20 protein-coding genes and 4 tRNA genes are annotated in these 25,678 nt (G+C 62.6%); 5 read left to right on the forward strand and 19 right to left on the reverse strand.

Going from position 1 to position 25,678, the window contains the following annotated elements:
* Window positions 1-350: 350 nt before the first annotated feature.
* A tRNA-Val gene (locus tag HNO86_RS13915) sits at window positions 351-427 on the reverse strand.
* 183 nt (window positions 428-610) lie between these two features.
* Between HNO86_RS13915 and HNO86_RS13920 the strand changes: the two genes are divergently transcribed.
* On the forward strand, window positions 611-1,894 hold the full coding sequence (locus HNO86_RS13920) for an FAD-binding oxidoreductase (RefSeq protein WP_175377522.1): 1,284 nt from the start codon (window positions 611-613) through the stop codon (window positions 1,892-1,894).
* A 67-nt stretch (window positions 1,895-1,961) separates the two neighbouring features.
* Here HNO86_RS13920 and HNO86_RS13925 read toward each other — a convergent pair whose 3' ends face one another.
* The 5 genes from HNO86_RS13925 to HNO86_RS13945 form a co-directional block, all read right to left on the reverse strand.
* Window positions 1,962-2,933: an XdhC family protein gene (locus HNO86_RS13925; RefSeq protein WP_175377523.1), complete on the reverse strand. Its 972-nt coding sequence runs from the start codon at window positions 2,931-2,933 to the stop codon at window positions 1,962-1,964.
* A 1-nt stretch (window position 2,934) separates the two neighbouring features.
* On the reverse strand, window positions 2,935-4,170 hold the full coding sequence (locus HNO86_RS13930) for a cytochrome c (RefSeq protein ID WP_175377524.1): 1,236 nt from the start codon (window positions 4,168-4,170) through the stop codon (window positions 2,935-2,937).
* A 2-nt stretch (window positions 4,171-4,172) separates the two neighbouring features.
* The gene (locus HNO86_RS13935; protein WP_175377525.1) at window positions 4,173-4,712 is read right to left on the reverse strand and encodes a (2Fe-2S)-binding protein; all 540 of its coding nucleotides are present in this window, start codon (window positions 4,710-4,712) and stop codon (window positions 4,173-4,175) included.
* Window positions 4,705-7,536, reverse strand: coding sequence for a xanthine dehydrogenase family protein molybdopterin-binding subunit (locus HNO86_RS13940; protein ID WP_175377526.1), 2,832 nt, complete (start codon window positions 7,534-7,536; stop codon window positions 4,705-4,707). The genes HNO86_RS13935 and HNO86_RS13940 overlap by 8 nt, the downstream gene beginning before the upstream one ends.
* 185 nt (window positions 7,537-7,721) lie before the next feature.
* The gene (locus HNO86_RS13945) at window positions 7,722-8,663 is read right to left on the reverse strand and encodes a LysR family transcriptional regulator (RefSeq protein WP_175377527.1); all 942 of its coding nucleotides are present in this window, start codon (window positions 8,661-8,663) and stop codon (window positions 7,722-7,724) included.
* 123 nt (window positions 8,664-8,786) lie between these two features.
* On the opposite strand from HNO86_RS13945, the gene HNO86_RS13950 reads away from it, so the two are divergent.
* Genes HNO86_RS13950 through aldA form a run of 4 tightly spaced genes read left to right on the forward strand, consistent with a single transcriptional unit; the run spans window position 8,787 to window position 13,553 of the window.
* Window positions 8,787-10,082, forward strand: a complete 1,296-nt coding sequence (locus HNO86_RS13950) for an MFS transporter (protein WP_175377528.1) — start codon at window positions 8,787-8,789, stop codon at window positions 10,080-10,082.
* 17 nt (window positions 10,083-10,099) lie between these two features.
* Window positions 10,100-11,284: an L-rhamnonate dehydratase gene (gene rhmD / locus HNO86_RS13955; RefSeq protein WP_020795474.1), complete on the forward strand. Its 1,185-nt coding sequence runs from the start codon at window positions 10,100-10,102 to the stop codon at window positions 11,282-11,284.
* A 15-nt stretch (window positions 11,285-11,299) separates the two neighbouring features.
* Window positions 11,300-12,100 carry an aldolase/citrate lyase family protein gene (locus HNO86_RS13960; protein WP_175377529.1) on the forward strand — a complete coding sequence of 267 codons (801 nt, stop codon included), beginning with the start codon at window positions 11,300-11,302 and terminating at the stop codon, window positions 12,098-12,100.
* 19 nt (window positions 12,101-12,119) lie between these two features.
* Window positions 12,120-13,553, forward strand: a complete 1,434-nt coding sequence (gene aldA / locus HNO86_RS13965) for an aldehyde dehydrogenase (RefSeq protein WP_175377530.1) — start codon at window positions 12,120-12,122, stop codon at window positions 13,551-13,553.
* Between the two features lie 219 nt (window positions 13,554-13,772).
* Here aldA and HNO86_RS13970 read toward each other — a convergent pair whose 3' ends face one another.
* The 13 genes from HNO86_RS13970 to accD all read right to left on the reverse strand — a co-directional run bounded on the left by HNO86_RS13970 (window position 13,773) and on the right by accD (window position 25,672).
* Window positions 13,773-16,196, reverse strand: a complete 2,424-nt coding sequence (locus HNO86_RS13970) for a TonB-dependent receptor (protein WP_175377531.1) — start codon at window positions 16,194-16,196, stop codon at window positions 13,773-13,775.
* 66 nt (window positions 16,197-16,262) lie between these two features.
* Window positions 16,263-17,207, reverse strand: a complete 945-nt coding sequence (locus HNO86_RS13975) for a FecR domain-containing protein (protein WP_175377532.1) — start codon at window positions 17,205-17,207, stop codon at window positions 16,263-16,265.
* Window positions 17,204-17,713: a sigma-70 family RNA polymerase sigma factor gene (locus tag HNO86_RS13980; RefSeq protein WP_175377533.1), complete on the reverse strand. Its 510-nt coding sequence runs from the start codon at window positions 17,711-17,713 to the stop codon at window positions 17,204-17,206. The genes HNO86_RS13975 and HNO86_RS13980 overlap by 4 nt, the downstream gene beginning before the upstream one ends.
* Before the next feature lie 246 nt (window positions 17,714-17,959).
* Window positions 17,960-18,036, reverse strand: a tRNA-Asp gene (locus HNO86_RS13985).
* Between the two features lie 92 nt (window positions 18,037-18,128).
* Window positions 18,129-18,205, reverse strand: a tRNA-Asp gene (locus HNO86_RS13990).
* A 53-nt stretch (window positions 18,206-18,258) separates the two neighbouring features.
* Window positions 18,259-18,334 (reverse strand) — tRNA-Val (locus HNO86_RS13995).
* A 183-nt stretch (window positions 18,335-18,517) separates the two neighbouring features.
* Entirely contained in the window at window positions 18,518-19,291 is a 774-nt protein-coding gene (locus tag HNO86_RS14000; protein WP_175377534.1) for an SDR family oxidoreductase, read from the reverse strand.
* Window positions 19,288-20,499, reverse strand: a complete 1,212-nt coding sequence (locus tag HNO86_RS14005; protein ID WP_175377535.1) for an O-succinylhomoserine sulfhydrylase — start codon at window positions 20,497-20,499, stop codon at window positions 19,288-19,290. The genes HNO86_RS14000 and HNO86_RS14005 overlap by 4 nt, the downstream gene beginning before the upstream one ends.
* Window positions 20,500-20,565: 66 nt before the next feature.
* Window positions 20,566-22,071, reverse strand: a complete 1,506-nt coding sequence (gene purF / locus HNO86_RS14010) for an amidophosphoribosyltransferase (protein WP_175377536.1) — start codon at window positions 22,069-22,071, stop codon at window positions 20,566-20,568.
* Between the two features lie 41 nt (window positions 22,072-22,112).
* Window positions 22,113-22,673, reverse strand: coding sequence for a CvpA family protein (locus tag HNO86_RS14015; protein WP_175377537.1), 561 nt, complete (start codon window positions 22,671-22,673; stop codon window positions 22,113-22,115).
* Between the two features lie 98 nt (window positions 22,674-22,771).
* Window positions 22,772-23,464: an SPOR domain-containing protein gene (locus HNO86_RS14020; protein WP_175377538.1), complete on the reverse strand. Its 693-nt coding sequence runs from the start codon at window positions 23,462-23,464 to the stop codon at window positions 22,772-22,774.
* Entirely contained in the window at window positions 23,448-24,755 is a 1,308-nt protein-coding gene (gene folC / locus HNO86_RS14025) for a bifunctional tetrahydrofolate synthase/dihydrofolate synthase (RefSeq protein WP_175377539.1), read from the reverse strand. The genes HNO86_RS14020 and folC overlap by 17 nt, the downstream gene beginning before the upstream one ends.
* Window positions 24,752-25,672: an acetyl-CoA carboxylase, carboxyltransferase subunit beta gene (gene accD, locus HNO86_RS14030; protein ID WP_175377540.1), complete on the reverse strand. Its 921-nt coding sequence runs from the start codon at window positions 25,670-25,672 to the stop codon at window positions 24,752-24,754. Before accD ends, folC begins: the two co-directional genes overlap by 4 nt.
* Between the last annotated feature and the right edge of the window lie 6 nt (window positions 25,673-25,678).

A 25,678-nucleotide genomic window follows, 5' to 3' on the forward strand; every position in this document is an offset into this window, starting at 1 on the left:
CACGAGGAAGCCTCCACCACCGTCCACTGAAGCAAGAGGCAAACGGTCAGGTAAGCCGCAAAGAACTTGATCATCGCTCGCCTCCCCATTCGAAGCTCCCCGCTAAAAAATCAGCGAAACACCTGGACATGTTCTGGTTGGATTCGATTCAGCGCTGACAGTTCAATTTAAATAGAACTGGTTTTCATTCGAAGATACGCGCCCGGAAGTGTGCTTGATCGAGCATCGCCAGACTGGCGGAACCTGGCGTTCTTGAGGCGGGAGCTGCAAAGGTTTGCAGCGCACAAAAGCAAAAAGGGGTCACCGTTTCCGGTGACCCCTCTAGACCGCCCAGCAGAGCGGATTTTGTTTGGTAGGCGCGATTGGACTCGAACCAACGACCCCCACCATGTCAAGGTGGTGCTCTAACCAACTGAGCTACGTGCCTGCTGTGAGGCGGCATTCTACGGAATTGCGTAGGGGTGTCAACACCTTTTTTCGCGCTAACCCTATGAATATGCAAAATATTTAATTTCGGCGCTGCAAAGAAGATTTTGCGGTGGCTGGCGGAGGTTTTTTAACTCGGGTAGGATCGACGCACTCGTAAAATATATTAAACAGAGGCAGCAGGATGGCGAACACCCCCTACCCAGAGTCCTACTACGCCGCATCGGCCAATGCTGTGCCGCCGCGCCCGGCTTTGCAGGACGACGTTGAGACTGATGTCTGTGTGATCGGTGCCGGCTACACCGGCTTGTCCTCTGCCCTGTTTTTGCTGGAGAGCGGTTTCAAGGTCACGGTGCTGGAAGCCGCGAAGGTCGGTTTCGGCGCGTCGGGGCGCAATGGCGGGCAGATCGTCAACAGCTACAGCCGCGATATCGATGTGATCGAACGCAGTGTCGGCCCCAAGCAGGCGCAGTTGCTGGGGCAGATGGCGTTCGAGGGTGGCCGGATCATTCGTGAGCGGGTCGCGAAGTACAACATTCAGTGCGACCTGAAGAACGGTGGCGTGTTCGCCGCGCTCACGGGCAAGCAGATGGGGCATCTGGAGTCGCAGAAGCGCCTGTGGGAGCGTTTCGGCCATACGCAGCTCGAGCTGCTGGACGAGCGCCGCATCCGCGAAGTGGTGGCTTGTGATCAATACGTTGGCGGCATGCTCGACATGAGCGGCGGACATATTCACCCGCTCAACCTGGCGCTGGGCGAAGCGGCGGCTGTGGAGTCGCTGGGCGGCACCATCTATGAGCAATCCCCGGCGATGCGTATCGAACGCGGCGCCAATCCGGTGGTGCATACGCCACAGGGCAAGGTCCGGGCGAAGTTCATCATCGTGGCCGGCAATGCGTACCTGGGCAATCTGGTGCCGGAACTGGCGGCCAAGTCGATGCCGTGCGGCACTCAGGTGATCACCACCGAACCTCTGGGCGATGCATTGGCCAAGAGCCTGCTGCCTCAGGACTACTGCGTCGAGGACTGCAACTACCTGCTCGACTATTACCGCCTGACGGGCGACAAGCGTCTGATTTTCGGCGGTGGCGTGGTCTATGGCGCGCGGGATCCGGCGAACATCGAGGCGATTATCCGGCCGAAGATGCTCAAGGCCTTCCCACAGCTCAAGGACGTGAAGATCGATTACGCCTGGACCGGCAATTTCCTGCTGACCCTGTCGCGTCTGCCGCAGGTTGGGCGGCTGGGTGACAACATCTATTACTCACAGGGCTGCAGCGGCCACGGCGTGACCTACACGCATCTGGCGGGCAAGGTGCTGGCGGAGGCGTTGCGCGGTCAAGCGGAGCGTTTTGATGCGTTTGCGGACTTGCCGCACTACCCGTTCCCGGGAGGGCAATTGTTGCGCACGCCGTTTGCGGCGCTGGGGGCGTGGTATTACGGGTTGCGGGACAAGTTCGGCTACTAGCATCACCGCAATCCCCTGCAGGAGCGAGCATGCTCGCTCCTGCAGGGGAAAGATCAGGGGGGATGTGTCAGAGGCGATCTCGTGGGATACCGCTTCGGATCCGCAGGATATCGGCCAGCACCGCCAGAGCAATCTCCGCCGGCGTCTTGCTGCCCAGGTTCAAGCCGATCGGAGCATGAACCCGCGCCAAATCCGCCTCCCCCAACCCGCCAATCCGCCGCAGACGCTCAAAGCGCTTCTGCGAAGTCTGCATCGACCCCATCACACCGATATAAAACGCCTCGGTGCGCACCGCTTCCATCATCGCCAGATCGTCGATGCGCGGATCGTGGGTCAGGGCGACCACCGCCGTGTCGCGGTGGCAGCCGCCATCGGCGATGAACACCGACGGCAGTTGGCGCCGGATCTCCACGCTGTCCAGCACGACACCTTCAAGCACCTCGTCCCGGGGATCGCAGAGAATCACCTCAAACCCCAACCCCACGGCAAACTCCGCGCAGGCCTGCGCCACGCTGGAGTATCCGGCCAGCAACAGGCGCTGAGCCGCACCGATGCGCAGGCGAACCCGGTCGATCTCGCGCTCGACGCGCACACCCTGCTCGCGATCATCGAACAGGCTGCGGGCGCCACTGGCCAGATCCACCTCGCGGATCAACCGTCGCCGACCCAACAGCGCCGACTCCAGCTCACGCAAATGCGCCTGCACCTCGCAATCAGGCTCGAGCTTCTCGACCAGCACATCCAGCACGCCGCCACAGGGCAGGCTGACCCGCGAGCGCGGATCATCACCTTCGCCGTAGCGCACGACGCTGACCGCCTGCTCGAAGGCGCCTTCGGCGACGCGCTCAAGGAAGTCTTCCTCGACGCAACCACCGGACAGCGAACCGATCCACTGTCCGGCGACGTTCACCGCCAGCAACGAACCCGGCGCGCGCGGCGCCGAGCCGTAGGTGGCGAGCACCGTGCAGAGCCAGATGCGCTGCCCCGCCGCCGACCACTCCAGCGCCCGTCGCACCACTTGCAGATCCAGATGCTGCATGTCAGTGGGCCTTGTGCTCGAGCGGCGGCGCATCGGCGCGCAGCGTCTGCACGGCATTGACTGCCAGATCACCCGGTTGACCGCCCCAGCCCTGACGCAGGTAGTTCAACAGGTCGGTCAGTTGCTCGTGGCTGAGCTTCTCGGCGAAGCCCGGCATCGGTTGCATGTGCTCGAAGCCGGCGAATTTCTGCTCGCCGATACCGTCGTCGATCACCCGCACCAGGTTGCGCGGATCTTCCAGGCGCAGCGTGGTATTGCCACGCATGGCCACGGCGATATGCGGCTTGCCTTCACCTTCAGGCGCGTGGCAACCGGCGCAGACATTCAAATATTCCTGACGGCCGCGCTGGGCACTGGCAGTGAGCTTGTCCACCGGCACATCGGTAAGCACTTTCGCCACCGGCGGCTGATCGCCGAGCAGGAAGGTGGCCATGGCCGCCAGGTCCGCATCGTTCAGGTCCTGGGTGCTGTTGTGGAACACCGGGAACATCTCGTTGAACATCGTGCCCTGGGCGCTCATGCCGTGCTTGAGGAACGCGCTCAGGTCCTGGTGATTCCAGCCTCGGGCGGCGAGATCCGTGGCCAGCAAGCTCGGTGCCAGATAGCCGTTGAGAATCCCGCCGGTCAGGCGCTTGTCCTGCTGCATCGCTCCGGTCTGGCCCCGTGGCGTGTGGCATTCGCCGCAGTGCCCGAGCACGTCGACCATGTACTGGCCGCGCTTGAAGGCTTCGCTCTTGCCCTCGGTCGACGCCAGCTTCACATCCTTGCCGTACATCATGTTCCAGGCGATCAGGCCCGGGCGCACGTTGAACGGGAAGCTCAGGCTGGTCACCGGTGCCGCGCGCTCAATGGGCTCGAAAGTCTTCAAATACGCATGAATCGCATCGGAATCTTCACGGGGCATCAGGTGGTACGAGGTGTACGGCATCGCCGGATACAGGTTGGCGCCATCACGGCGCTTGCCCTCGGTCAGCGCAGCGAAGAACTCGTCATCGTTGTACAGGCCGATGCCGTGCTCTTTGCTCGGGGTGATGTTGGTGCCGTAAATCGTGCCGAATGGCGAGACGATCGGCAGACCGCCCGCGAACGGCGCGCCACCTGGCGCGGTGTGGCAGGCCATGCAGTCGGCGGCGCGGGCGAGGTATTCGCCGCGCTTGACCTGATCATCGGCCTGCGCCAGCAATACAGGCGCAGCCAGACCTGCCGCCAGTGCCAGGCGGGTCACTAAATGCTTCATGTTCAGCCCTCCTTGACCAGGCCGAGATCGGTCAGCACGCTGCGCGTCGCGTTGTAATAACGCACGTAGCCGGTGCAACGGCAGATGTGATGACCGAGGCTGTCCTCGATGACTTTTTCCATCTGGCTCTTGACGATCGGCTGGCGCTGCAGCTTTTCCACCAGCACGGTCGCGGCGTTGACGAAACCTGGTGCGCAGTAGCTGCACTGGAAGGCGAATTCGTCGACGAAGCGCTGTTGAATCGGGTTCAGCTCGGTGACCTTGCCCTGCTCGTCGCGGGTCGCGTGGCCTTCGATGGTCCGCACTTTCTTGCCTTCGAAATAGTGCGCGCCGGTGATGCAGGTGCGCACTTCTTCGCTGGTGCCGTCCGGGTTGTCGACGATCACCACGCAGGCATGGCAGATGCCCTGGCCGCAGCCCAGGCGCGAGCCGGTGAGGTTCTTGTATTCGTGCAGGTAATCGATCATCGGCAGGTCATCAGGGATGTCCACCGGGCCGACGGATTGACCGTTGAGGGTCAGTTGAAGCGGACGGTTAGCCATTGAGGGCCTCCTTGATGCGTGCAGAAGTGATAGGCAGGTCGCGGACACGTTTGCCGATGGCATGAGCCACGGCGTTACCGATGGCGCCGACCACCGGGATCATCACCACCTCGGCGATGCCCTTGGACGGGTCACTCGGCGACAGCGGCGCAAGGATTTCCGAGGTCTGCTTCCAGACGGCGACGTGGCGTGCCATCGGCAGGCGATAACGGTTGAAGTTCCAGTCCCCCTCCCCCGGTCCGCCTTCGTACAGCGGCATGTCTTCCATCAGCGCATGGCCGATACCCATGGCCGTGCCGCCTTCGATCTGGCCCTTGACCAGTTCCGGCACCAGCACCCGACCGCACTCGACCCACGAGTGATGGTTGAGCACTTCGACGTCCGCCGAGCCCTTGTTCACTTTCAGTTCCACCAAGGTTGCCACCGGGCTGTAGTAAGTCACCGCCGCGTTGTTCAACTGGGTTGGCGGATAGGCGATGTTCTGCCGATCCAGCAGATGGAAACCGGCGCTGGTCATTTGCGCCAGTTTTGCCTTCGGTGCGCCGTCGCCGTACTTGACCGCCAGGCCGTCGAGGGGCAGACGCTCACGCACGCCGTCGATGCTGAACTCGGCCTCGGCCCAGCTCCAGCGGTTGAAACCGTGCACCGTGGCGCCGGTCACCAGACCGCGCTCGTGGGCACGCTTGGCCAGCATCGCGAATGGCAGGGGTTCCATGCCGTTGGCGGTGAGCTTGCCGTCGACCCAATGGGCGTCTTCGCGGCGCACGACGTAAGGGTTGGCCTGGCCGCCGTAAGGACCTTGCCGCCAGATCTCCAGTGCCGCCGGCCACAGGCCGTGGTTGAACAGCACGCGCGCCGCTTCACGGGTGGCGTGGCTGAAGTAGTAGGCGGAGTTGGTTGCCGACGAGGCCGAAGCGACCTTGCCGACCCAGCGCGGATTGCGCAGGAAACCGTCCTGTTCGGCCTGGCTCATGATGTAAGGGTTGCCGCCGGTGATCAGCTGCATTTCCTTCCAGTCGGTTTCGCCGGTCTTCACTTCGTGGGCCGGGTTGCCGAGGAAATCGGCCACGACCATTGCCTGCGAAGTGGACATGCCGGTACCGATCTCGATGCCGATATGGCGCAGGCTGATGCGCCCTTCAGCGGTGAATTCGATGCTGGCCATCGGCGCTTCGGAACCGGTGCCGAAGTCTTTCTGGCAGATGGCGAAACCCACCCCGTACAAGCTGTCCGGGTCGGCGGCTTCACGCTGCTTTTTGATCGCGTCGCGGTTTTTCCAGACGTCGTGCGCTGCGGCCTTGTCGAGAATCTCGTGCAGGCGCAAGGCACCGGCAGGCACCGCGCCCTGGGTGTTTTTCATGCCCGAACGCAGGGCGTTCTTGCGGCGCAGTTCGATGGCGTCGATGCCGAGGCGATTGGCGATTTCATCGACCATCATCTCGGTGGAAGCCATGCTCTGCAGGGTGCCGTAGCCACGCATCGACCCGGCCTCGACGGCGCGGGAATGGTAGGCGGTCACCTGCAGATCGTTCTGCGGCATGTAGTAGATCGACTGCGCTGCCGTGGCGCCAACCGCGGCCACCGACGGGCTGTAGTTGACCCGGCCGCCGCCGTCGACGCTCATCTCGGCGCGGAAAATCTTGAAACTGTAGTCGTTCTTGTCCACCGCCAGCTGGTAACGGATATCGAACGGGTGACGCTTGATGCCGCTCTGGAACTGCTCGTAGCGGTCGTTGGCCAGGCGCACCGGCACACCGGCGCCGTACAGCGCAGCGAGGGCCGCGTAGTAGACGAAGATGTTGTGGTCCTTGGAGCCGTAACCCACGGTGTAGCCAGGGTGCATGTTCAGGTTGGCCAGGCCGAAGCGCGACGGCGCGATCATCTTCGCGGTCTCGGTCGCGGTTTCCAGCGGGCACTGGGTGGCGACGACGAAATGCAGGGTCTTGGTCGCCGGGTCGTACCAGCCATTGCCGTTGTCCGGTTCCATGGCTGCAGGCTCGATCGACGGGGTCTTGTAGCGCTCATCGAACACCAGCCAGTTGTCCGGCGGCGTGTCGATCTGCTGCTTCATGCGCTCGGCGTAAAACAGCCCGCGTTCGGTCAGGTTGCCGTGCAGGTTCGGTTGCGAGTTCCACACCGGACGACGGTTGCGCAGCATCGGGAACAGGATCGAATCCTTGAGGCTGGCGAATTCGTCTTCATCGGCCGAAGTCGCACCGCCCACACGCACGTAGCGGAAGCTGCCGTACGGATCGCCTTCGTAGAATGGCACCTGGGCGCCGTAACGAATCGCCTTGTCGTTGAACTTGAGTTTGGCCTTGGCCTGACGGAAGCGCTCGAAGTCGTTCCAGATCAGGATCGCCACCGGGTGACCGATGAACATCGGCACCTTGCCGGCCGGCAACAGTGGGTCGGGGGCGTGTTCTTCGGGGAAAACGATACCGTCCTTGACCAGGTCCTCGGCGGTGACGATGCGGTCCGGCTGCAACTCGGCGCCGAGCCACGACAGGTCGTAACCATCGTAGATGCGGTCGGCCTTGATGGTCTTGAGCAACATGGCGTGGCCCTGCTGCTGCGGCCAGCCCGGCATGTCCTTGGCGCGGATGTCGCGGGCGAACACTTTGCTGCCGCAGACCTTGGACAGTGCGTCGTTACGGGCGCGCGCCTTGCCGTTGTTGCCAAGCCACTGCTCGGACGGCACGGTCACGCTGTTTTCCATCAGGGCCGCCAGCGCCTTGCTGCTCAGCGGCGTGAGCGTCACGCTCACGCCCGCTACCAGCCCGCCCTGAAGGAACGAACGCCGGGATATATCACGGTTGGACATGGATCATCCTCTGGGCGGTTATGGGGTCCGCCCTTTTGGTTATCTACTGGAAATCGGGGGTGTTGCAGGAGCCCTTCCGATGTGGCGAAGGGCTGAAATGGCAGCGTAAAGCTGACTGAAGGGTTAAGTTTATAGGCTTATGTCGTTGCGGCAAATATCCAGACACAAAAAAACTGACCAAAAGATCAGAATTTCGTCGCTTTGCTTCGTAGCAGATCGATGAACAGGCCCAATTCCCGACTGATGTGCTCGCCCTTGCGCAACAACAGCCCGAACGGCGCCAGTTGCACATCCAGCTCCACCGGCAACGCCACCACCAGCCCCATCTTCAGGTAGTCGCGCAGCGCGGTTTCCGACAGCACCATGATCGCGTCGGTCAGCTGAATCAGTTGCTGCATCGAATACACCGAACTGCATTCGATGATGTCTGCCGGCAACGCAAGCGCCTGGCGCTGCAGGGCCTGATCCAGACCGATGCGCGCCGGACTGGTTTCCGGTTGCAGGATCCACGGCCAGGCGCTGACCAGTTCCGCCAGTTCCACCTTCTCGCGCTTGGCCAGCGGATGGCCGGCGTGCACCACCACCAGCAGGCGCTCGTTGCCCAGTTGCTCGAATTCGTAATGCTGGCTGTCGGTGGCGGCATTGCGCCGGGCGATGGCCAGATCGATACGGCCCTGCTCCAGCAACTGGATCACCTGATCGCTGGTGTCGCCCATGATACGAATCCGCAGCTGCGGGTTGAGCGCCTTGATTTCGGCAATCGAATCCATCACCAGATCCGGCGCCGCGCCCATGATGGTGCCGATCGACAGATAGCCATAGCCGCCCTGCTGCCGCGCCATCAGATCCTCGGCGCAGCGATCCAGGCCGCTCAGGGCAGACTCGGCAAAGCGAATCAATTCCTGCCCCAACGCCGTCGGGCGCATGCCCCTTGGCAGGCGCTCGAACAGATCGCAGCCAAACATGTCTTCAATTTCATGGAGCATGCGGGTGGCCGCCGGTTGCGACATGTTCAGGTTTTGCGAGGCGCGGTGCAGGTTCTGGCTGGTGCTGAGCGCCACCAGCATGTGCAGGTGCTTGTAGCGCAAGCGATTGAACAGGCTGCGGGAGAGGATCGGCGTGGTCATGTCGGGCCTTTTTATCGATAACTTCAAGGTATCGGTTGTGAGCTAGATTCGATTTGTAACGCATCGATCAAGGGCCGTACAGTCTTTCCCATAAGAACAAATGCCCTACCAAAGGAAACTGCGATGAAGACTCTACCCGCGCCTCTGCTCGCCAAAATTTCCTGGCGGCTGCTCCCGTTTCTCCTGCTGATGTACATCATGGCCTTCCTCGACCGCGCCAACGTCGGGTTCGCCAAGCAAGCCTTTCAAGCCGACACCCACATCAGCGACGCCGCTTTCGCCTTCGGCGCCGGGGTGTTCTTCGTCGGTTACGCGCTGCTCGAAGTGCCGAGCAACCTGATCCTGCACCGCGTCGGCGCCCGCCTGTGGATGTGCCGGATCATGGTCACCTGGGGCCTGGTCTCCGCGGCCATGGTCTTTGCCCACAACGAAACCACCTTCTACGTCCTGCGCTTCTTGCTCGGTGTCGCCGAGGCCGGCTTCTTCCCCGGCGTCATCCTCTACCTCACCTACTGGTTCCCCAGCGCCGTGCGCGGCAAGGCCATGGGCTTCTTCTACTTCGGTGCGCCGCTGGCGTTCATCTTCGGCAGCCCGCTCTCCGGCCTGTTGCTGGAGCTGGACGGCTTTGCCGGCTTCCACGGCTGGCAGTGGCTGTTTGCCGTTGAAGGCCTGATGGCTTCGGCGGTGGGCATCTGGGCCTACTGGTACCTGGACAATCGTCCGGCCGATGCCAAGTGGCTGACCGTGGAAGAACGCACGCAGATCCAAACCCTGCTCGACCAGGAAGACAGCCACAAACAGAGCCACGGCCGCAGTCTGCTTAACGTGCTGTGCCAGCCGTCGGTGCTCTACCTGTGCCTGATCTACCTGCTGATCCAGGCCAGCGTTTACGGCGTGGTGTTCTACCTGCCGAGCCAGGTGGGCGGGCTGCTGGGCACCAAAGTCGGGCTGATGGTCGGACTGGTCACGGCGATCCCGTGGATCTGCGCACTGCTGGCCGCTTACCTGATTCCCGGCTACAGCGACCGCACCGGCGAACGTCGCCGCACCGCGAGCCTGACCTTGTTGATGGCCGCCGCCGGTATCGCCTGCTCGGTGACCTTCAGCAACCCGCTGCTGGGGATCATCTCGCTGTGCTTCGCCGCCTCCGGTTTCATCGCCGTGCAACCGGTGTTCTGGACCTTCCCGTCCAGCTACCTCGCCGGTAGCGCCGCAGCGGCCGGTATTGCCCTGATCAACTCGTTCGGCGCCCTGGGCGGCTTCATCGCCCCGGTGCTGAAAAACTGGGCCGAAGGCGCCTTCCATTCTCCGGCCGCCGGTCTCTACCTGCTGTCCGCCACCACTGTCATCGCCGCGTTGCTGGTGCTGGGCGTGCGCTCACCCGCCGCCAAAGCCTCGAACAAACCGGCCACCGTTTAAACCTGAGGAGTCACACCATGGGCATTCCAACCATCAAGCACGTCCGCGCCTTCACCCTGCGAGGCGGCGGCGCGGATTACCACGATCAGGCGGACGGCCACTGGATCGACGATCACATCGCCACCCCGATGAGCAAATACCCGGAGTACCGCCAGAGCCGCCGCACCTTCGGCATCAACGTGCTCGGCACCCTGGTGGTGGAGATCGAGGCCAGCGACGGCACCGTCGGTTTCGCCGTGACCACCGGTGGCGAGCCCGCCGCCTACATCGTCGAGAAGCACCTGGCGCGTTTCCTGGAAGGCGCAAAGGTCACCGACATCGAAAAAATCTGGGACCAGATGTACCAGTCGACCCTGTATTACGGGCGCAAGGGCATCGTGATCAACACCATCTCCGGGGTCGACCTGGCGCTGTGGGACTTGCTCGGCAAGATCCGTCAGGAACCGGTGCACCAACTGCTCGGCGGTGCGGTGCGTGATGAATTGCAGTTCTACGCCACCGGCGCCCGCCCGGACCTGGCGCAGAAGATGGGTTTCATCGGCGGCAAGATGCCGTTGCACCACGGCCCGGCCGAAGGCGAGGAAGGCCTGCGCAAAAACCTCGAGGAACTGGCCACCATGCGCGAACGGGTCGGCCCGGATTTCTGGCTGATGCTCGACTGCTGGATGAGCCTGGACCTCAACTACGCCACCAAGCTGGCGGTCGGCGCCCACGAGCACGGCTTGAAATGGATCGAGGAAGCCCTGCCGCCGGACGATTACTGGGGCTACGCCGCCCTGCGCAACAACGTCCCCAAAGGCATGCTGGTGACCACCGGCGAACACGAAGCGACCCGCTGGGGCTTTCGCATGCTGCTGGAGATGGGTTGCTGCGACATTATCCAGCCGGACGTCGGCTGGTGCGGCGGCCTGACTGAACTGGTGAAGATCTCGGCGCTGGCCGACGCCCACAACGCCCTGGTCATCCCTCATGGCTCGTCGGTGTACAGCTATCACTTCGTCGCCACCCGGCATAACAGCCCGTTCGCCGAGTTCCTGATGATGGCGCCCAAGGCGGACGAAGTGGTGCCGATGTTCCATCCGCAACTGCTCGGCGAACCGGTGCCGGTGAACGGTCGCATGCGCCTGTCGGCCCTCGATCAGCCCGGCTTTGGCGTGACGCTCAACCCCGAATGCCAATTGCATCGGCCGTACAGCCGCTGAGACAGGAGCCCTGTGATGAACATGCCGCAAAACGCTTTCAAGGCCGCTTTGAAAAAGCCGGCCACCCAATACGGCATCTGGGCCGGCTTCGCCACCGGCTACGCTGCCGAGATCGTTGCCACCACCGGTTACGACTGGATGCTGATCGACGGTGAACACGCGCCCAACACCGTGCCCGGCGTGCTCACCCAGTTGCAGGCGGTCGCCCCCTACACCACCGCTCCCGTGGTGCGCGCGGTGACGGGCGACGCCAACCTGATCAAACAATTGCTGGATATCGGCGCCCAGACCCTGATGATCCCCATGGTCGAAACCGCCGAGCAGGCCCGGGCTCTGGTGCGAGCCATGCGTTATCCACCCCACGGCATTCGCGGTGTCGGTGGCGGCCTGACTCGCGCGACGCGTTGGGATGGAGTGCCCGATTACCTCAATACCGCCCATGAACAGCTGTGCCTGATCGTCCAGGTGGAGTCGCGCCTGGGTGTGGAAAACGTCGAAGAAATCGCTGCCGTGGAAGGCGTGGATGCAGTGTTCATCGGCCCGGCGGACCTGTCCATCGGCCTCGGCCATGCCGGCAATCCCGGGCATCCCGAAGTTCAGGAACACATTCGCCATGCGGTGGACGCCACGCTGGCGGCCGGCAAGGCCTGCGGCATCCTCGCGCCGAATGAAGAAGACGCGCGCCGCTATCAGGGCTGGGGCTGTCAGTTCATCGCGGTCGCCATCGACATCAGCCTGTTGCGCCAGAGCGCCATGGCCGCCCTCGCCCGCTACCGCGAACCCGCTGACACGCAAGCACCGTCACGCACTTACTGATCTGCCAAGGAGTCGCCTCATGTCGTCCGTGCCTGTCTACGAAAACTTCATCAACGGCCAGTTTGTGGCCAGCGCTACCCATCTCGACGTGCTCAACCCGGCCACGGGCGCGCTGCTGGCGAAAGTCCCGGCCTCCACCGCCGAAGACGTCGACCGCGCCCTGGCCGCCGCCCGCGCCGCGCAAAAGGACTGGTCGCGCAAACCGGCCAACGACCGCGCCGGCTACTTGCGGCGGATCGCTGCCAAACTGCGGGAAAACGTGCCGCACCTGGCGCGCACCATCACTCTGGAGCAGGGCAAGATCAGCGGCCTGGCGGAGGTCGAAGTGAATTTCACCGCCGACTACCTCGACTACATGGCCGAATGGGCACGGCGCCTGGAAGGCGAAATCATCACCAGTGATCGCCAGAACGAGAACATCTTCCTGTTCCGCAAACCCCTGGGCGTGGTCGCCGGGATCCTGCCGTGGAACTTCCCGTTCTTTTTGATCGCCCGCAAGATGGCCCCGGCGCTGCTGACCGGCAACACCATCGTGATCAAACCCAGCGAAGAGACGCCGAACAACTGTTTCGAATTCGCCCGACTGGTGGCCGAAACCGACCTGCCGCCCGGCGTGTTCAACGTGGTTTGTGGTGACGGCCAGGTGGGCGCGGCGCTCAGCGCGAACAAGGGCGTGGACATGATCAGCTTCACCGGCAGCGTCGACACCGGCTCGCGGATCATGGCCGCCGCGGCGCCGAACATCACCAAGCTCAACCTGGAACTGGGCGGCAAGGCGCCGGCGATCGTGCTGGCGGATGCCGACCTGGATCTGGCGGTGAAGGCCATCCGTGATTCGCGGATCATCAACAGCGGCCAGGTGTGCAATTGCGCCGAGCGGGTGTACGTCGAGCGCAAGGTGGCGGATCAGTTCATCGAGCGCATCGCGGCGGCGATGAGTGCCACGCGCTATGGCGACCCGATTGCCCAGCCGGATGTGGAGATGGGGCCGCTGATCAATCGCCAGGGGCTGGACAGCGTCAACCAGAAGGTTCGCACCGCGTTGAGCCAGGGCGCGAGCCTGGTCAGTGGCGGGCAGATCGCCGACCTGCCGAACGGCTTCCACTTCCAGCCCACGGTATTGACCGGCTGCCGCGCCGACATGCAGATCATGCGCGAAGAAATCTTCGGCCCGGTGCTGCCGATCCAGATCATCGACGATCTGGACGAAGCCATCGCCCTGGCCAACGACTGCGAGTACGGCCTGACCTCATCGATCTACACCCGCGACCTGAGCAAGACCCTGCACGCGATGCGCGAGCTGGATTTTGGCGAAACCTACGTCAATCGCGAAAACTTCGAAGCCATGCAGGGCTTCCATGCGGGGGTGCGTAAATCCGGTATCGGCGGCGCGGATGGCAAGCATGGGTTGTATGAGTACACCCATACCCATGCGGTTTATTTGCAGGGCTGAAGAGGGTGGTGATGCTGATGACGCCTTCGCGGGCAAGCCCGCTCCAACAGGATCTACGGCCACTGTAGGAGCTGTCGAGTGGAACGAGGCTGCGATCTTTCAAGAGCAAGATCAAAAGATCGCAGCCTGCGGCAGCGCCTACAGATATCGTGTGAACGACATCAATCACTGTGGGAGCGGGCTTGCCCGCGAAGGCGTCGGATCAGTCAACGAAGACCATCAGAAATCCACCGTCGCCGACAGCAGATACGTCCGCGGCGTCGCCAGCGTCAACCCTGGCTCACTGTCATCGGACGCCCCCGCCGAACTCCAGTAGCGCTTGTCCGCCACGTTCTCGACATTGGCGCGCACGGTGATGGTCTTTTCATCGACCCGGAATGCATAGCGCGCGCCCACGTCGAAACGCTCCCACGAATCGATTTCCTTGTCGTTGGACTGGTCCAGATACTGCGAGCTGGAATACATGCCGCGGCTGGTCAGCGTCAGCCCCTCCACGTTCGGCACATCCCACTCCGCGCCCAGGTTGACGTTGTACTTGGGCGTCGCCGGCGCGCGGTTGCCGTCGAAGGTGCCGTTGGTGGTGTTGGTCAGTTCGCTGTCGATGTACATCACACCGCCGAGCAGACGCACACCCTTGAGCGGTTCACCGAAAACTGTCAGCTCCACCCCATCGTTCTGACGCTTGCCATTGGGACCGAAGACCCGCGTGGTCGCGTTGGTTTCGTAGGCGGGCTGCTTGATGCGAAACACCGCGGCCGTCACCGCGAACGGACCGGCGTCGTATTTGGCGCCGACCTCCACCTGGCGGCTGATGAACGGCGGGAAAATCTCGTCTTCGTTCACCGAGGTCGACGGCGCGATCTTGCCCTGGCTCAAGCCTTCCATGTAGTTGGCGTACAGCGACAGCTTGTCGGTGGCCTTGAACAGGATGCCGCCCGATGGCGAGAATTTTTCCTCGTCGTAAGCGGTGTCACCTTTCACACCGTCCGACCAGTCGTCGACCTTCACTCGCTGCCAGCGACCACCGAGGGTCAGCAGCACGCGATCATCGAACAAACCCAGGGTGTCGGAGAGCGCCACACTGCTGAAGCGGTTCTCGGTGTAGACCTTCGCGTCCTGGCGCGTGGCTCGTACCGGTGTCGGCGTTTCCACGGGGTTGTAGAGGTTACTGGGCGCTGCGGCATATCGGGCGCCGCCGTTTTCGAAGTCCATGTAGAAATAGCTGGCAGCCAGATTGACCTGATGGCTCACAGGGCCGGTATGAAACCAGTTGCGCACCCCGGCCGTGGCCGTGCGAACATTTTCGTCGCGGGTGAAATCCCGGGGCAGGACGCTGAAATCGCCGGCATCGTTCGTGACGGAAACCGCGTGCCGGAGGAAGTCATGATTGCTTTTGCGCGCGCCGACACCGCCATAGAGCATTACCGAATCGGTGACATCAAACTCGCCATTCACCGTGCCGAACGTATCTTCGGTCCGCGCCTTGCTCCAGGGCTGCGCGTAGTTGTGGCGCACATCGCTGGCATGGGGCACCTGCGCATTGGCACCGACCTGCACCCTTTCCTGCGGTGCATCGGTATCGCGCTCGGTGTGGCCGATATCGGTCGAGAGGCGCAGGCGATCACCGCGAAAATCCAGACCCAGCACGGCCATCTCGCGGTCGACGCTCTGGTGGTCCCATTCGGTATCGCCTGACTGTTTCACGCCGTTGAAACGCAGACCGAACTGGTTGTCCTCGCCGAAACGCCGGCCGACATCCACCGCACCGCCCAGCTGATTGTTGGAGGCGTAATCACCGGTAAACGAAGTGATCGGCGCATCGGTCGCACGCTTGGCCACCACGTTGATTCCGCCGCCCACGCTGCCCCGGGGCGAGATGCCGTTGATCAGCTGACTGGGGCCTTTGAGGATGTCGACACGGTCGGCCATTTCCATGTCGATCGTATAAGTCGGCAGGACGCCGTACAGACCGTTGTAGGAAACATCGCTGTTGAACAGGCTGAGCCCGCGAATGGTGAACTGCTCATAACGCCCGCCCGCCGGATTGGTCGCGCGAACCGAAGGATCGCTGGCGATCAGGTCACCCAAGGTCCGCGCTTGCAGGTTTTCAATGGCCTCGCTGGTGTAGGTGGTCATGCTGAACGGCGTTTCCATGAAGTCCTGCGAGCCCAGCAAACCCTGGGAACCGCGGCGCGCGACCTGGCCGCCGACATAGGGATCGCCGTGCTCGGTATCGATCGCGCCGAGAATCGAGGTCGCCCCCAATTGCAGGCTGCTGCCCATCGGCGCCGGAATCAGGATGTACGCCTGCTCGCCCACCGCCTGCAATTGCAGGCCGGAATTGTGCAACAGGCGGGCAAAGCCCTCCTCCACGCCAAAGTCACCGGAGAGGCCGGCACTGCTGCGACCGCTGACCAGCGCCGGGTCGACCGACAGATTGACCCCGGCCAGGCCGGCGAATCGGGTCAGCGCATCGCTCAGGCTGCCAGCGGGCACCTGATAGCTGCGGCGAGCGGCGTCCTCGGCCCAGGCATTGCCCATGAAAAGCGGACTGGCGCTGAGGCTCAACAGCAGGCTCAGGCGTAACAGAGGACGCACAGCGGACGACGCCAGGCGCGGAGATGAAGGCTTTACTGCGGGCATTGAAAAAGCTCTCTTGTTCGTTCGGTTACCTTGAATGACAAGCGAGCTGAAAAAAGGGGACAGGCTTCAGACATTATTTTCGCGCGGTACCAGCGTCACCCAATAGCGGGTGCGCATTTGCACCTCCAGCGGCAGGCTGGCCGCGAGCAATGCGAGGACGCGGTCGGTGTCATCCACGCGGAAACTGCCGGTGACCCGCAGCGTCTCGAGCTCCGGCGACCAGCGCAGGACGCCCGGTCGGTACGTATCGAGTTCGCGCAGGAAATCCCCCAGAGGCTGGTTGCTGGCCATCAACACGCCCTCGCGCCAACCCGGTTGCGATACGTCGAAAGCTTCCACGGTTGACGCGCCCTTTGCCTGCAGGCCAATCCGCTGACCTGCCTTGAGCGTGAATGCCCCGCCCTGCAACGGCTGCAACTGCACGACACCCTCGAACACCGAAACCCGGCAGCTGTGAGCATCCTGGCGGACACAGACTTCGCCCTGGCTGACGATCACCTGGCCGAAGCGGGTCTGGATGGTCAGCGCTGAGGCACCCGGCACCTTGAGCGAGATTTCGCCCTCAACAAGCTTCAGCCGGTGGTTCGGCAGATCCACATCGACGGCGCTGCCGGTATTGAGCTGCAGCGAACTGCCGTCGGCCAGTTGCACCGTTTTGCGTTCACCTGTCGCGGTATGCAGATCGGCACGCCAGACGTCCAGCGGCAATTGCCGGCTGATCAGCCAGGCTGCCGGCACCAGGGCCACCGCGCCGAGCGCGCGCTTGAGTACCACACGCCGCGACGGATCAGGACGGTCGAGGGTGCTCAGGGCCAACGCGCAAGGAAGATCGGAAAAACGCTGACGCAAAGCCTGCGCCTTCTGCCAGGCCTGCTCATGACCGGGATGGGTTTCGCGCCAGCGTTGCAGGTTGGCGCGATCCTGCTCGGTGGCACCACCGGATTCCAGCAGCGCCAGCCATTGCGCGGCGGCGCGAACGGCCTGACGGGCGTCAGGCGCCGGACTGCTCACAGATCCACCAGCAGGCAATGCTCGTAGGCTTGCGCCATGTAGCGCTTGATCGTGCGTTCGGACACCTGCAAGCGTTCGGCGATCTGCTGATAGCTCAGGCCTTCGAGCTGGCTCCAGAGAAAGGCCCGGCGCACTGCTCTCGGTAATCCGTCGAGCAGTTCATCCAGGGCCTGCAGGGTTTCCAGCAGTACCCAGCGCTGCTCGGGTGACGGCACGCAGTCCTCGGGAAGCGAGGCCAGGGCCTCGAGATAGGCCTGTTCCAGGCTGCGGCGTTTGTAGAAATTGCTCAGCAGGCGTTTGCCTACGGTCAGCAGATAGGCGCGGGGCTCATGCAGATCAGCGATGCGTTGGGAACTGGCGAGCAAGCGCAGGAAGGTGTCCTGGCTGAGGTCCGCCGCATCGCATGCGTTGCCCATGCGTCGACGCAGCCAGTTTTCCAGCCAGCCACGGTGATCGCGGTACAGATCGTGGAGGGTTTGCTCCTTCGGCATCGCTGCATCACTCATCTCTTTTAACCCTGTGCCAGGAGCTGTAAATGAGAGTGATTCTAATTAATATCGCAGCAACGAACCAAGCGCTTTGTGTGGCGGACGCGAAGAAAGATTTTTGGTTGGGCGAGGCAGGCGGGAAAATCCGAATTGCAGAAACAAAAAACCCCGGTCTTTCGACCAGGGTCTTTGCTATCGATCCGAATCAAGCGCTGATGGCTTTCTTCGTAGCTTCAAGGCGTTCAGTGGTCCTTGAGGCAGATATGGCGCAGCGGACGGGACTCGAACCCGCGACCCCCGGCGTGACAGGCCGGTATTCTAACCGACTGAACTACCGCTGCGTATCGCTGTGGACTTGCGTCCAGGTAACTCGTTTGATCGAAAGCTTCGGTACTTTTCGACCGCGAACCGGACCTAACCGATTCGTAAAATATGGCGCAGCGGACGGGACTCGAACCCGCGACCCCCGGCGTGACAGGCCGGTATTCTAACCGACTGAACTACCGCTGCGCGTCGGTTGAAGCTTTTCAGCTTCGGTCCTGCTTTCGCAGGATTCTCGGGAGTGGTGGGTGATGACGGGATCGAACCGCCGACATTCTGCTTGTAAGGCAGACGCTCTCCCAGCTGAGCTAATCACCCGTTTGCATCTCCGAGGCCGCGAAATTTACGCAGGTAGCGAACCTAAGTCAATAGCAGGATTGAAGTTTTTTTCAAAAGCAGCTTCGAGCGGCAAGCTACAAGCTGCAAGTAAAAGCGGATACGTGTGAATCAGATGTTACGAAATCGTGTTTTTACTTGAAGCTTGAAGCTTGAAGCTGCTCCTCACTGCTCATAGATCATCTTCTTGGTCATGCCACCGTCCACCACGAACTCCTGCCCCGTGACGAACCCGGCATTCTTCGACAGCAGCCACGCCACCATCGACGCAACATCCTCCACCGTCCCTACCCTGCCCGCCGGATGCTGGGCGTGGTCGGCATCGGTCAGCGGCTCGGCACGACGCACGGAAGGATCGCGAGTATCGATCCAGCCCGGGCTCACGGCATTCACGCGAATCTCCGGCCCCAGGCTGATGGCCAGCGCGTGAGTCAGGGCCAACAGGCCGCCCTTGCTCGCTGCGTACGCCTCGGTGTCAGGCTCCGACTGCATCGCGCGGGTCGAGGCCAGGTTTACGATCGCCCCACTGTGGGCGCGCAGGTACGGCGCACAGTGCTTGGCCAACAGCATCGGCCCGCTGAGATTGACCGCCAGCACCCGATTCCAGTAATCCAGATCGAGGCTTTCCAGGGTGATGTTGTGCGGATCAGCCACGGCCGCGTTGCACACCAGCGCATCCAGGCGCCCAAACTGCCCGAGCACTTCGGCGACACCCAACGCCACCTGCCCTTCGTTCGCGACGTCCATGGCGATGAACCAGGCGTTTTCGCCCAGCACCTTCGCCACTTTCGAACCCCGTGCCCGATCCAGGTCCGTCAACACGACCTGCCAGCCTTCGCTGATCAGCCATGCGGCGATGCCCAGACCGATGCCCCGCGCAGCGCCGGTGACCAGCGCTACGCGTCCATTGGTGCCGCTCGACGCAGACAGTTCGATCACAATGCCGCCAGGCCGCGCGACAGGTCGGCTTGCAGATCCGCCACGTCTTCCAGACCGACCGCGATACGGATCAGGCTGTCGCGAATGCCCGCCGCTTCACGCTCTTGCGGCGCGAGACGGCCGTGGGAGGTGGTGCTCGGGTGGGTGATGGTGGTCTTGCTGTCGCCCAGGTTGGCGGTGATCGAAATCAGTCGGGTTGCATCGATGAAGCGCCAAGCGCCCTCTTTGCCGCCCTTGACCTCGAAACTCACCACCGCGCCGAAACCTTTCTGCTGACGCAGGGCCAGTTCGTGCTGCGGATGGCTCTTGAGACCGGCGTAGTGGACCTTCTCGATGCCGTCCTGCTGCTCCAGCCACTCGGCCAGCGCCTGGGCGTTGGCGCAGTGGGCCTTCATCCGCAGGTTCAGGGTTTCCAGGCCCTTGAGGAAGATCCAGGCGTTGAACGGGCTCAAGGTCGGACCGGCGGTCCGCAGGAAGCCGACCACTTCTTTCATTTGCTCGCTGCGACCGGCCACCACACCGCCCATGCAACGACCCTGGCCGTCGATGAACTTGGTGGCCGAGTGCACGACAATGTCCGCGCCCAGCTTCAGCGGCTGTTGCAGCGCCGGGGTGCAGAAGCAGTTGTCGACCACCAGAATCGCGCCCTTGGCGTGGGCGATTTTCGAAAGCTCGGCGATGTCCACCAGCTCGGCCAGCGGGTTGGAGGGCGATTCGACGAACAGCAGTTTGGTGTTGGGCTTGATCGCCGCGTCCCAGCCGGACAAATCCGCCAGAGCCACGTAATCGACTTCCACGCCAAAACGCTTGAAGTACTTTTCGAACAGGCTGATGGTCGAGCCGAACACACTGCGCGAGACCAATACGTGGTCGCCGGCGCTGCACAGACTCATCACCACCGCCATGATCGCCGCCATGCCGGTGGCCGTGGCCACCGCTTGCTCGGCACCTTCCAGGGCGGCGATACGTTCTTCGAACGCGCGCACGGTCGGGTTGGTGTAGCGCGAGTAAACGTTGCCTGGCACTTCGCCGGCAAAACGCGCGGCCGCGTCGCCAGCGGTGCGGAATACATAACTGGAGGTGAAGAACATCGGATCACCGTGTTCGCCTTCCGGCGTACGGTGCTGACCGGCACGTACGGCCAGGGTATCGAACGCTACACCTTCGAGGTCGCTGTCCAACCGACCCGCATCCCATTCCTGACTCATGCTGTGACTCCTTGCCTTGTTCTTTGGAGATAGATACAAAACCGGCCCCTCAGGGCCGGTATTCACTCAGTTGTTGTACAGATCGATGATCGCGCTGACCGCCTGGGTCTTGACCTTCGAGGCATCGTTACGCGCCTGCTCGATCTTGTTCAGGTAAGCCTCGTCGACGTCGCCGGTCACGTACTGGCCGTCGAACACCGCGCAATCGAACTTGTCGATTTTGATCTTGCCGCCGCCGACCGCTTCGATCAAGTCAGGCAGATCCTGATAGACCAGCCAGTCGGCGCCGATCAGGTCGGCCACGTCCTGGGTCGAACGGTTGTGCGCGATCAGTTCGTGGGCGCTCGGCATGTCGATGCCGTAGACGTTCGGGAAGCGCACGGCAGGTGCCGCGGAGCAGAAGTAAACGTTCTTCGCGCCAGCTTCACGGGCCATCTGGATGATCTGCTTGCAGGTGGTGCCGCGAACGATGGAGTCGTCCACCAGCATCACGTTCTTGCCGCGGAATTCCAGCTCGATCGCGTTGAGCTTCTGGCGTACGGATTTTTTCCGTGCGGCCTGGCCCGGCATGATGAAGGTACGGCCGATGTAGCGGTTCTTCACGAAGCCTTCGCGGAATTTCACGCCCAGGTGGTTCGCCAGCTCCAGGGCCGCGGTGCGGCTGGTGTCCGGGATCGGGATGACCACGTCGATATCGTGATCCGGACGCTCGCGCTGGATCTTCTCGGCGAGTTTCTCGCCCATGCGCAGACGGGCCTTGTACACCGACACGCCGTCGATGATCGAGTCCGGACGCGCCAGGTAGACGTGTTCGAAGATGCATGGGGTCAGGGACGGGTTGGTCGCGCACTGACGGGTGTGCAGCTTGCCGTCTTCAGTGATGTAGACCGCTTCGCCCGGAGCCAGGTCGCGAATCAGGGTGAAGCCGAGCACGTCCAGGGAAACGCTTTCGGACGCGATCATGTACTCGACGCCTTCGTCGGTGTGACGCTGGCCGAACACGATCGGGCGGATGCCGTGCGGGTCGCGGAAACCGACGATGCCGTAGCCGGTGATCATCGCTACGACCGCATAACCACCGACGCAGCGGTTGTGCACGTCGGTCACGGCGGCGAACACGTCTTCTTCGGTTGGCTGCAACTTGCCGCGCTGGGCCAGTTCGTGGGCGAACACGTTGAGCAGCACTTCCGAGTCGGAACTGGTGTTGACGTGGCGCAGGTCGGATTCGTAAATCTCCTTGGCCAACTGTTCAACGTTGGTCAGGTTGCCGTTGTGCGCCAGGGTGATGCCGTAAGGCGAGTTGACGTAAAACGGTTGAGCTTCGGCCGACGTCGAGCTGCCCGCGGTCGGGTAGCGCACATGGCCGATGCCCATGTGGCCGACCAGGCGCTGCATGTGACGCTGCTGGAACACGTCACGCACCAGGCCGTTGTCCTTGCGCAGGAATAACCGGCCATCATGGCTGGTCACGATACCGGCAGCGTCCTGGCCGCGGTGTTGGAGGACCGTTAGCGCGTCATACAGCGCCTGATTGACGTTCGACTTACCGACGATACCGACGATGCCACACATGCGACGCAACCCCTACTTAATGGATCTGAACTGAACAACACTCACTGAGGCGTTTTGGCCGACGGCAAGAGTTGCTCCTTGAACGGAATATCAGCGGGTACGCTGATTCCGCTGGCAAGCCACTGACTGCTCCACCCGAGAATCAGGTTTTTGGACCAGTCTGCGACCAATAGAAACTTTGGAACGAGCTGGGACTGAATCCACCACTCGTCATGCTGGACCGGCCCCAGGCTCAAGAGCCCGACCGCCACGACCACCAGCAAGCCGCCACGTGCGGCGCCGAAGGCCATGCCGAGGAATCGATCGGTCCCGGAAAGCCCGGTGACGCGTACCAATTCGCCGATCAGATAATTGATCATTGCGCCTACCACGAGGGTGGCGACAAACATGATGGCACAGCCCGCGATCACGCGAGCCGAAGGTGTCTGGATATAACCGCCGAGGTACTCGGACAATGAGCCACCGAACATCCAGGCTACGACTCCTGCGATGATCCAGGTCACCAGCGACAGTGCTTCTTTGACGAAGCCGCGGCTCAGACTGATCAATGCGGAGATGGCGACGATTGCAACGATCGCCCAGTCAACCCAGGTAAATGGCACAGTGCAGCCTACAGACGGATAAGGCGGCGCATTTTAGCAGAGCCCATGCTGATCGGTAAGCTGCGATTGTCAGTGCATTTCAAATCGTTGCGATAGATTTAGCCACGCTCTGGCTGAAAGCGCACCACAAAACCCTTGAGATTCTGCTGGCGGTTGAGCAAGTCACGCAGACGATCAGCCTCGGCACGCTCGATCAGCGGCCCCACGAACACCCGGTTCTTGCCGTCGGCAGAGCGGATATAAGCGTTGTAGCCCTGGCTGCGCAGGGTTTTCTGCAGCTTTTCCGCACTTTCGCGGCTGGACAGGCTGGCCAGTTGCACCGACCAACTGACCGACAGGCCATTGGCGTCGACGCGGCTTTGCGTGGTGTCCGGTCTGCCCGGCGCTGCGGTGATGGGCTGGGAAGGTGCTGTCGCAGGCTTGGCAGCCAGTGCAGGGACAGGTGCCGGAGCGGGCGGTGGCGTGACCGGTTTGGCGACAGGTGCCGGGGCCGGTGTGGGAACCGGGGTCGTAGGCACGACCGGAGCAGATGGCGCAGCCGGAGCGTCCTGGGCGATGTCTTCATCACTCGGAACCGGTTCCTGAGGCAGGGCTTGCGGCTCAGGCACCACCACGGGCTGAACCTGCACCTGCGGCAAGGCAGACGCTTGGGGCGCCGCCGGCGCTTCGACCGTGACCTGACGCTGCTCATCCTGACGGGAAAACAGCATCGGCAGGAAAATCACCGCCAGCGCCACCAGAACCAGGGCGCCGACCATGCGCTGTTTGTAGGCTTTATCCAGCAATGCCATTTGCCGCTTCCTCCGTGGAGCGCCGGGCCAGCCAATCCAGGGCCTCGGCGACACAATAAAATGATCCGAACAACAGAATCTCGTCGTCGCTCGTCGCCTGTGCGCACTGCCCTTCCAGGGCGGCGGCCACGCTGTCGTAGGACGTTACCGAAGCACCACGCTTGTCCAGCGCCTCGTGCAACTCGACCACCGGTCGCGCCCGTGGCGAATCCAGCGGTGCAACGGCCCAGTGCTCGACACTAGCACTCAATTCATCGATTACACCATCCAGATCCTTGTCCGCCAGCAATCCGAACACCGCCAGGCGCTTGCCTGCCGGTGGACGGCTGGCCAGACGCCGGGCCAGATACTCCGCCGCATGGGGGTTATGGCCCACGTCCAGCAGCAGATTCAGGCGCTTGCCCTGCCAGTCGAACTGACGGCGATCGAGACGACCGACCACCTTCGTCGCCTGCAAGGCCTGGATGATCTGCGCTTGGACCCAAGGCAGCCCGAGCAGACGGTAAGCCTGCAACGCCAGCGCGGCGTTTTCCATCGGCAGATCGAGCAACGGCAGATCGCGCAACTCGACCACCTGGCCCTGGGCGTCGACACCGCGCCATTGCCAGTTGTGATCAGTGATACCGAGATCGAAATCGCGCCCACGCAGGAAAAACGGGCAATTGAGCTCGCGCGCTTTATCCAGCAGGGGTTGCGGAGGGTTCAGGTCGCCACAGAGCGCAGGCGCGCCCTGGCGGAAGATGCCGGCTTTCTCGAAGGCCACGGATTCACGGGTATTGCCCAGGTAATCCGCATGATCGACGCCAATGCTGGTGACCAGCGCCATGTCGGCGTCGACCACGTTGACGGTATCCAGACGCCCGCCCAGGCCGACTTCCAGCACCACGGCATCGAGTCCGGACTGCTGAAACAGCCAGAACGCCGCCAGGGTGCCCATTTCGAAATAAGTCAGGGAAGTGTCGCCGCGCCCCGCCTCCACCGCAGCGAAGGCCTGGCACAGCTCGGCGTCGGAAGCTTCGACGCCGTTGACCTGCACCCGCTCGTTGTAGCGCAGCAGGTGCGGAGAGTTGTAGACACCCACTTTCAGGCCCTGTGCGCGCAGCAGGGATGCCACGAACGCACAGGTAGAGCCTTTGCCATTGGTGCCGGTGACCGTGATCACCCTTGGCGCCGGCTTGCCCAGTCCCATGCGGGACGCTACCTGTTGCGAGCGCTCAAGGCCCATGTCGATGGCCGAAGGGTGCAACTGCTCAAGGTAGGCGAGCCACTCGCCAAGGGTACGCTGGGTCATAGGTTGGCAGGCACCGGTGGAACGACGATTTTCTCGACTGGCGCGGCGACGAACTTCGGCGTCGGCAGGCCCATCATTTGTGCCAGCAGGTTGCCCAGGCGCGGACGCAGTTCCTGACGGTCGATGATCATGTCGATGGCGCCGTGCTCCAGCAGGAACTCGCTGCGCTGGAAGCCTTCCGGCAGTTTTTCGCGCACGGTCTGCTCGATTACGCGCGGGCCGGCAAAGCCGATCAGGGCTTTCGGCTCGCCGACGATCACGTCGCCCAGCATCGCCAGACTGGCGGAAACACCGCCGTAGACCGGGTCGGTCAGCACCGAGATGAACGGAATGCCTTCCTCACGCAGACGCGCCAGCACCGCGGAGGTCTTGGCCATTTGCATCAGGGAGATCAGCGCTTCCTGCATCCGCGCACCACCGGAGGCGGAGAAGCAGACCATCGGGCAGCGCTTTTCCAGGGCGTAGTTGGCAGCGCGCACGAAGCGCTCGCCGACGATGGCGCCCATGGAACCGCCCATGAAGGAGAATTCGAAGGCCGAAACCACGATCGGCATGCCCAGCAAAGTACCGCTCATGGAAACCAGGGCGTCTTTCTCGCCGGTCTGCTTCTGTGCAGCGGTCAGGCGATCCTTGTACTTCTTGCCGTCACGGAATTTCAGACGGTCAACCGGCTCCAGGTCCGCACCCAGTTCGGCACGGCCTTCGGCGTCGAGGAAAATGTCGATACGGGCGCGGGCGCCGATACGCATGTGGTGGTTGCACTTGGGGCAAACGTCCAGGGTCTTTTCCAGCTCCGGACGATACAGCACAGCCTCGCAGGACGGGCATTTGTGCCAAAGACCTTCAGGCACCGAGCTCTTCTTGACCTCGGAACGCATGATCGAAGGGATCAGTTTGTCTACTAACCAGTTGCTCATGCTTTC

Origin of the sequence: Pseudomonas sp. C1C7 (genome assembly GCF_013359595.1) — a bacterium.
In the GTDB taxonomy this organism is placed as follows: domain Bacteria; phylum Pseudomonadota; class Gammaproteobacteria; order Pseudomonadales; family Pseudomonadaceae; genus Aquipseudomonas.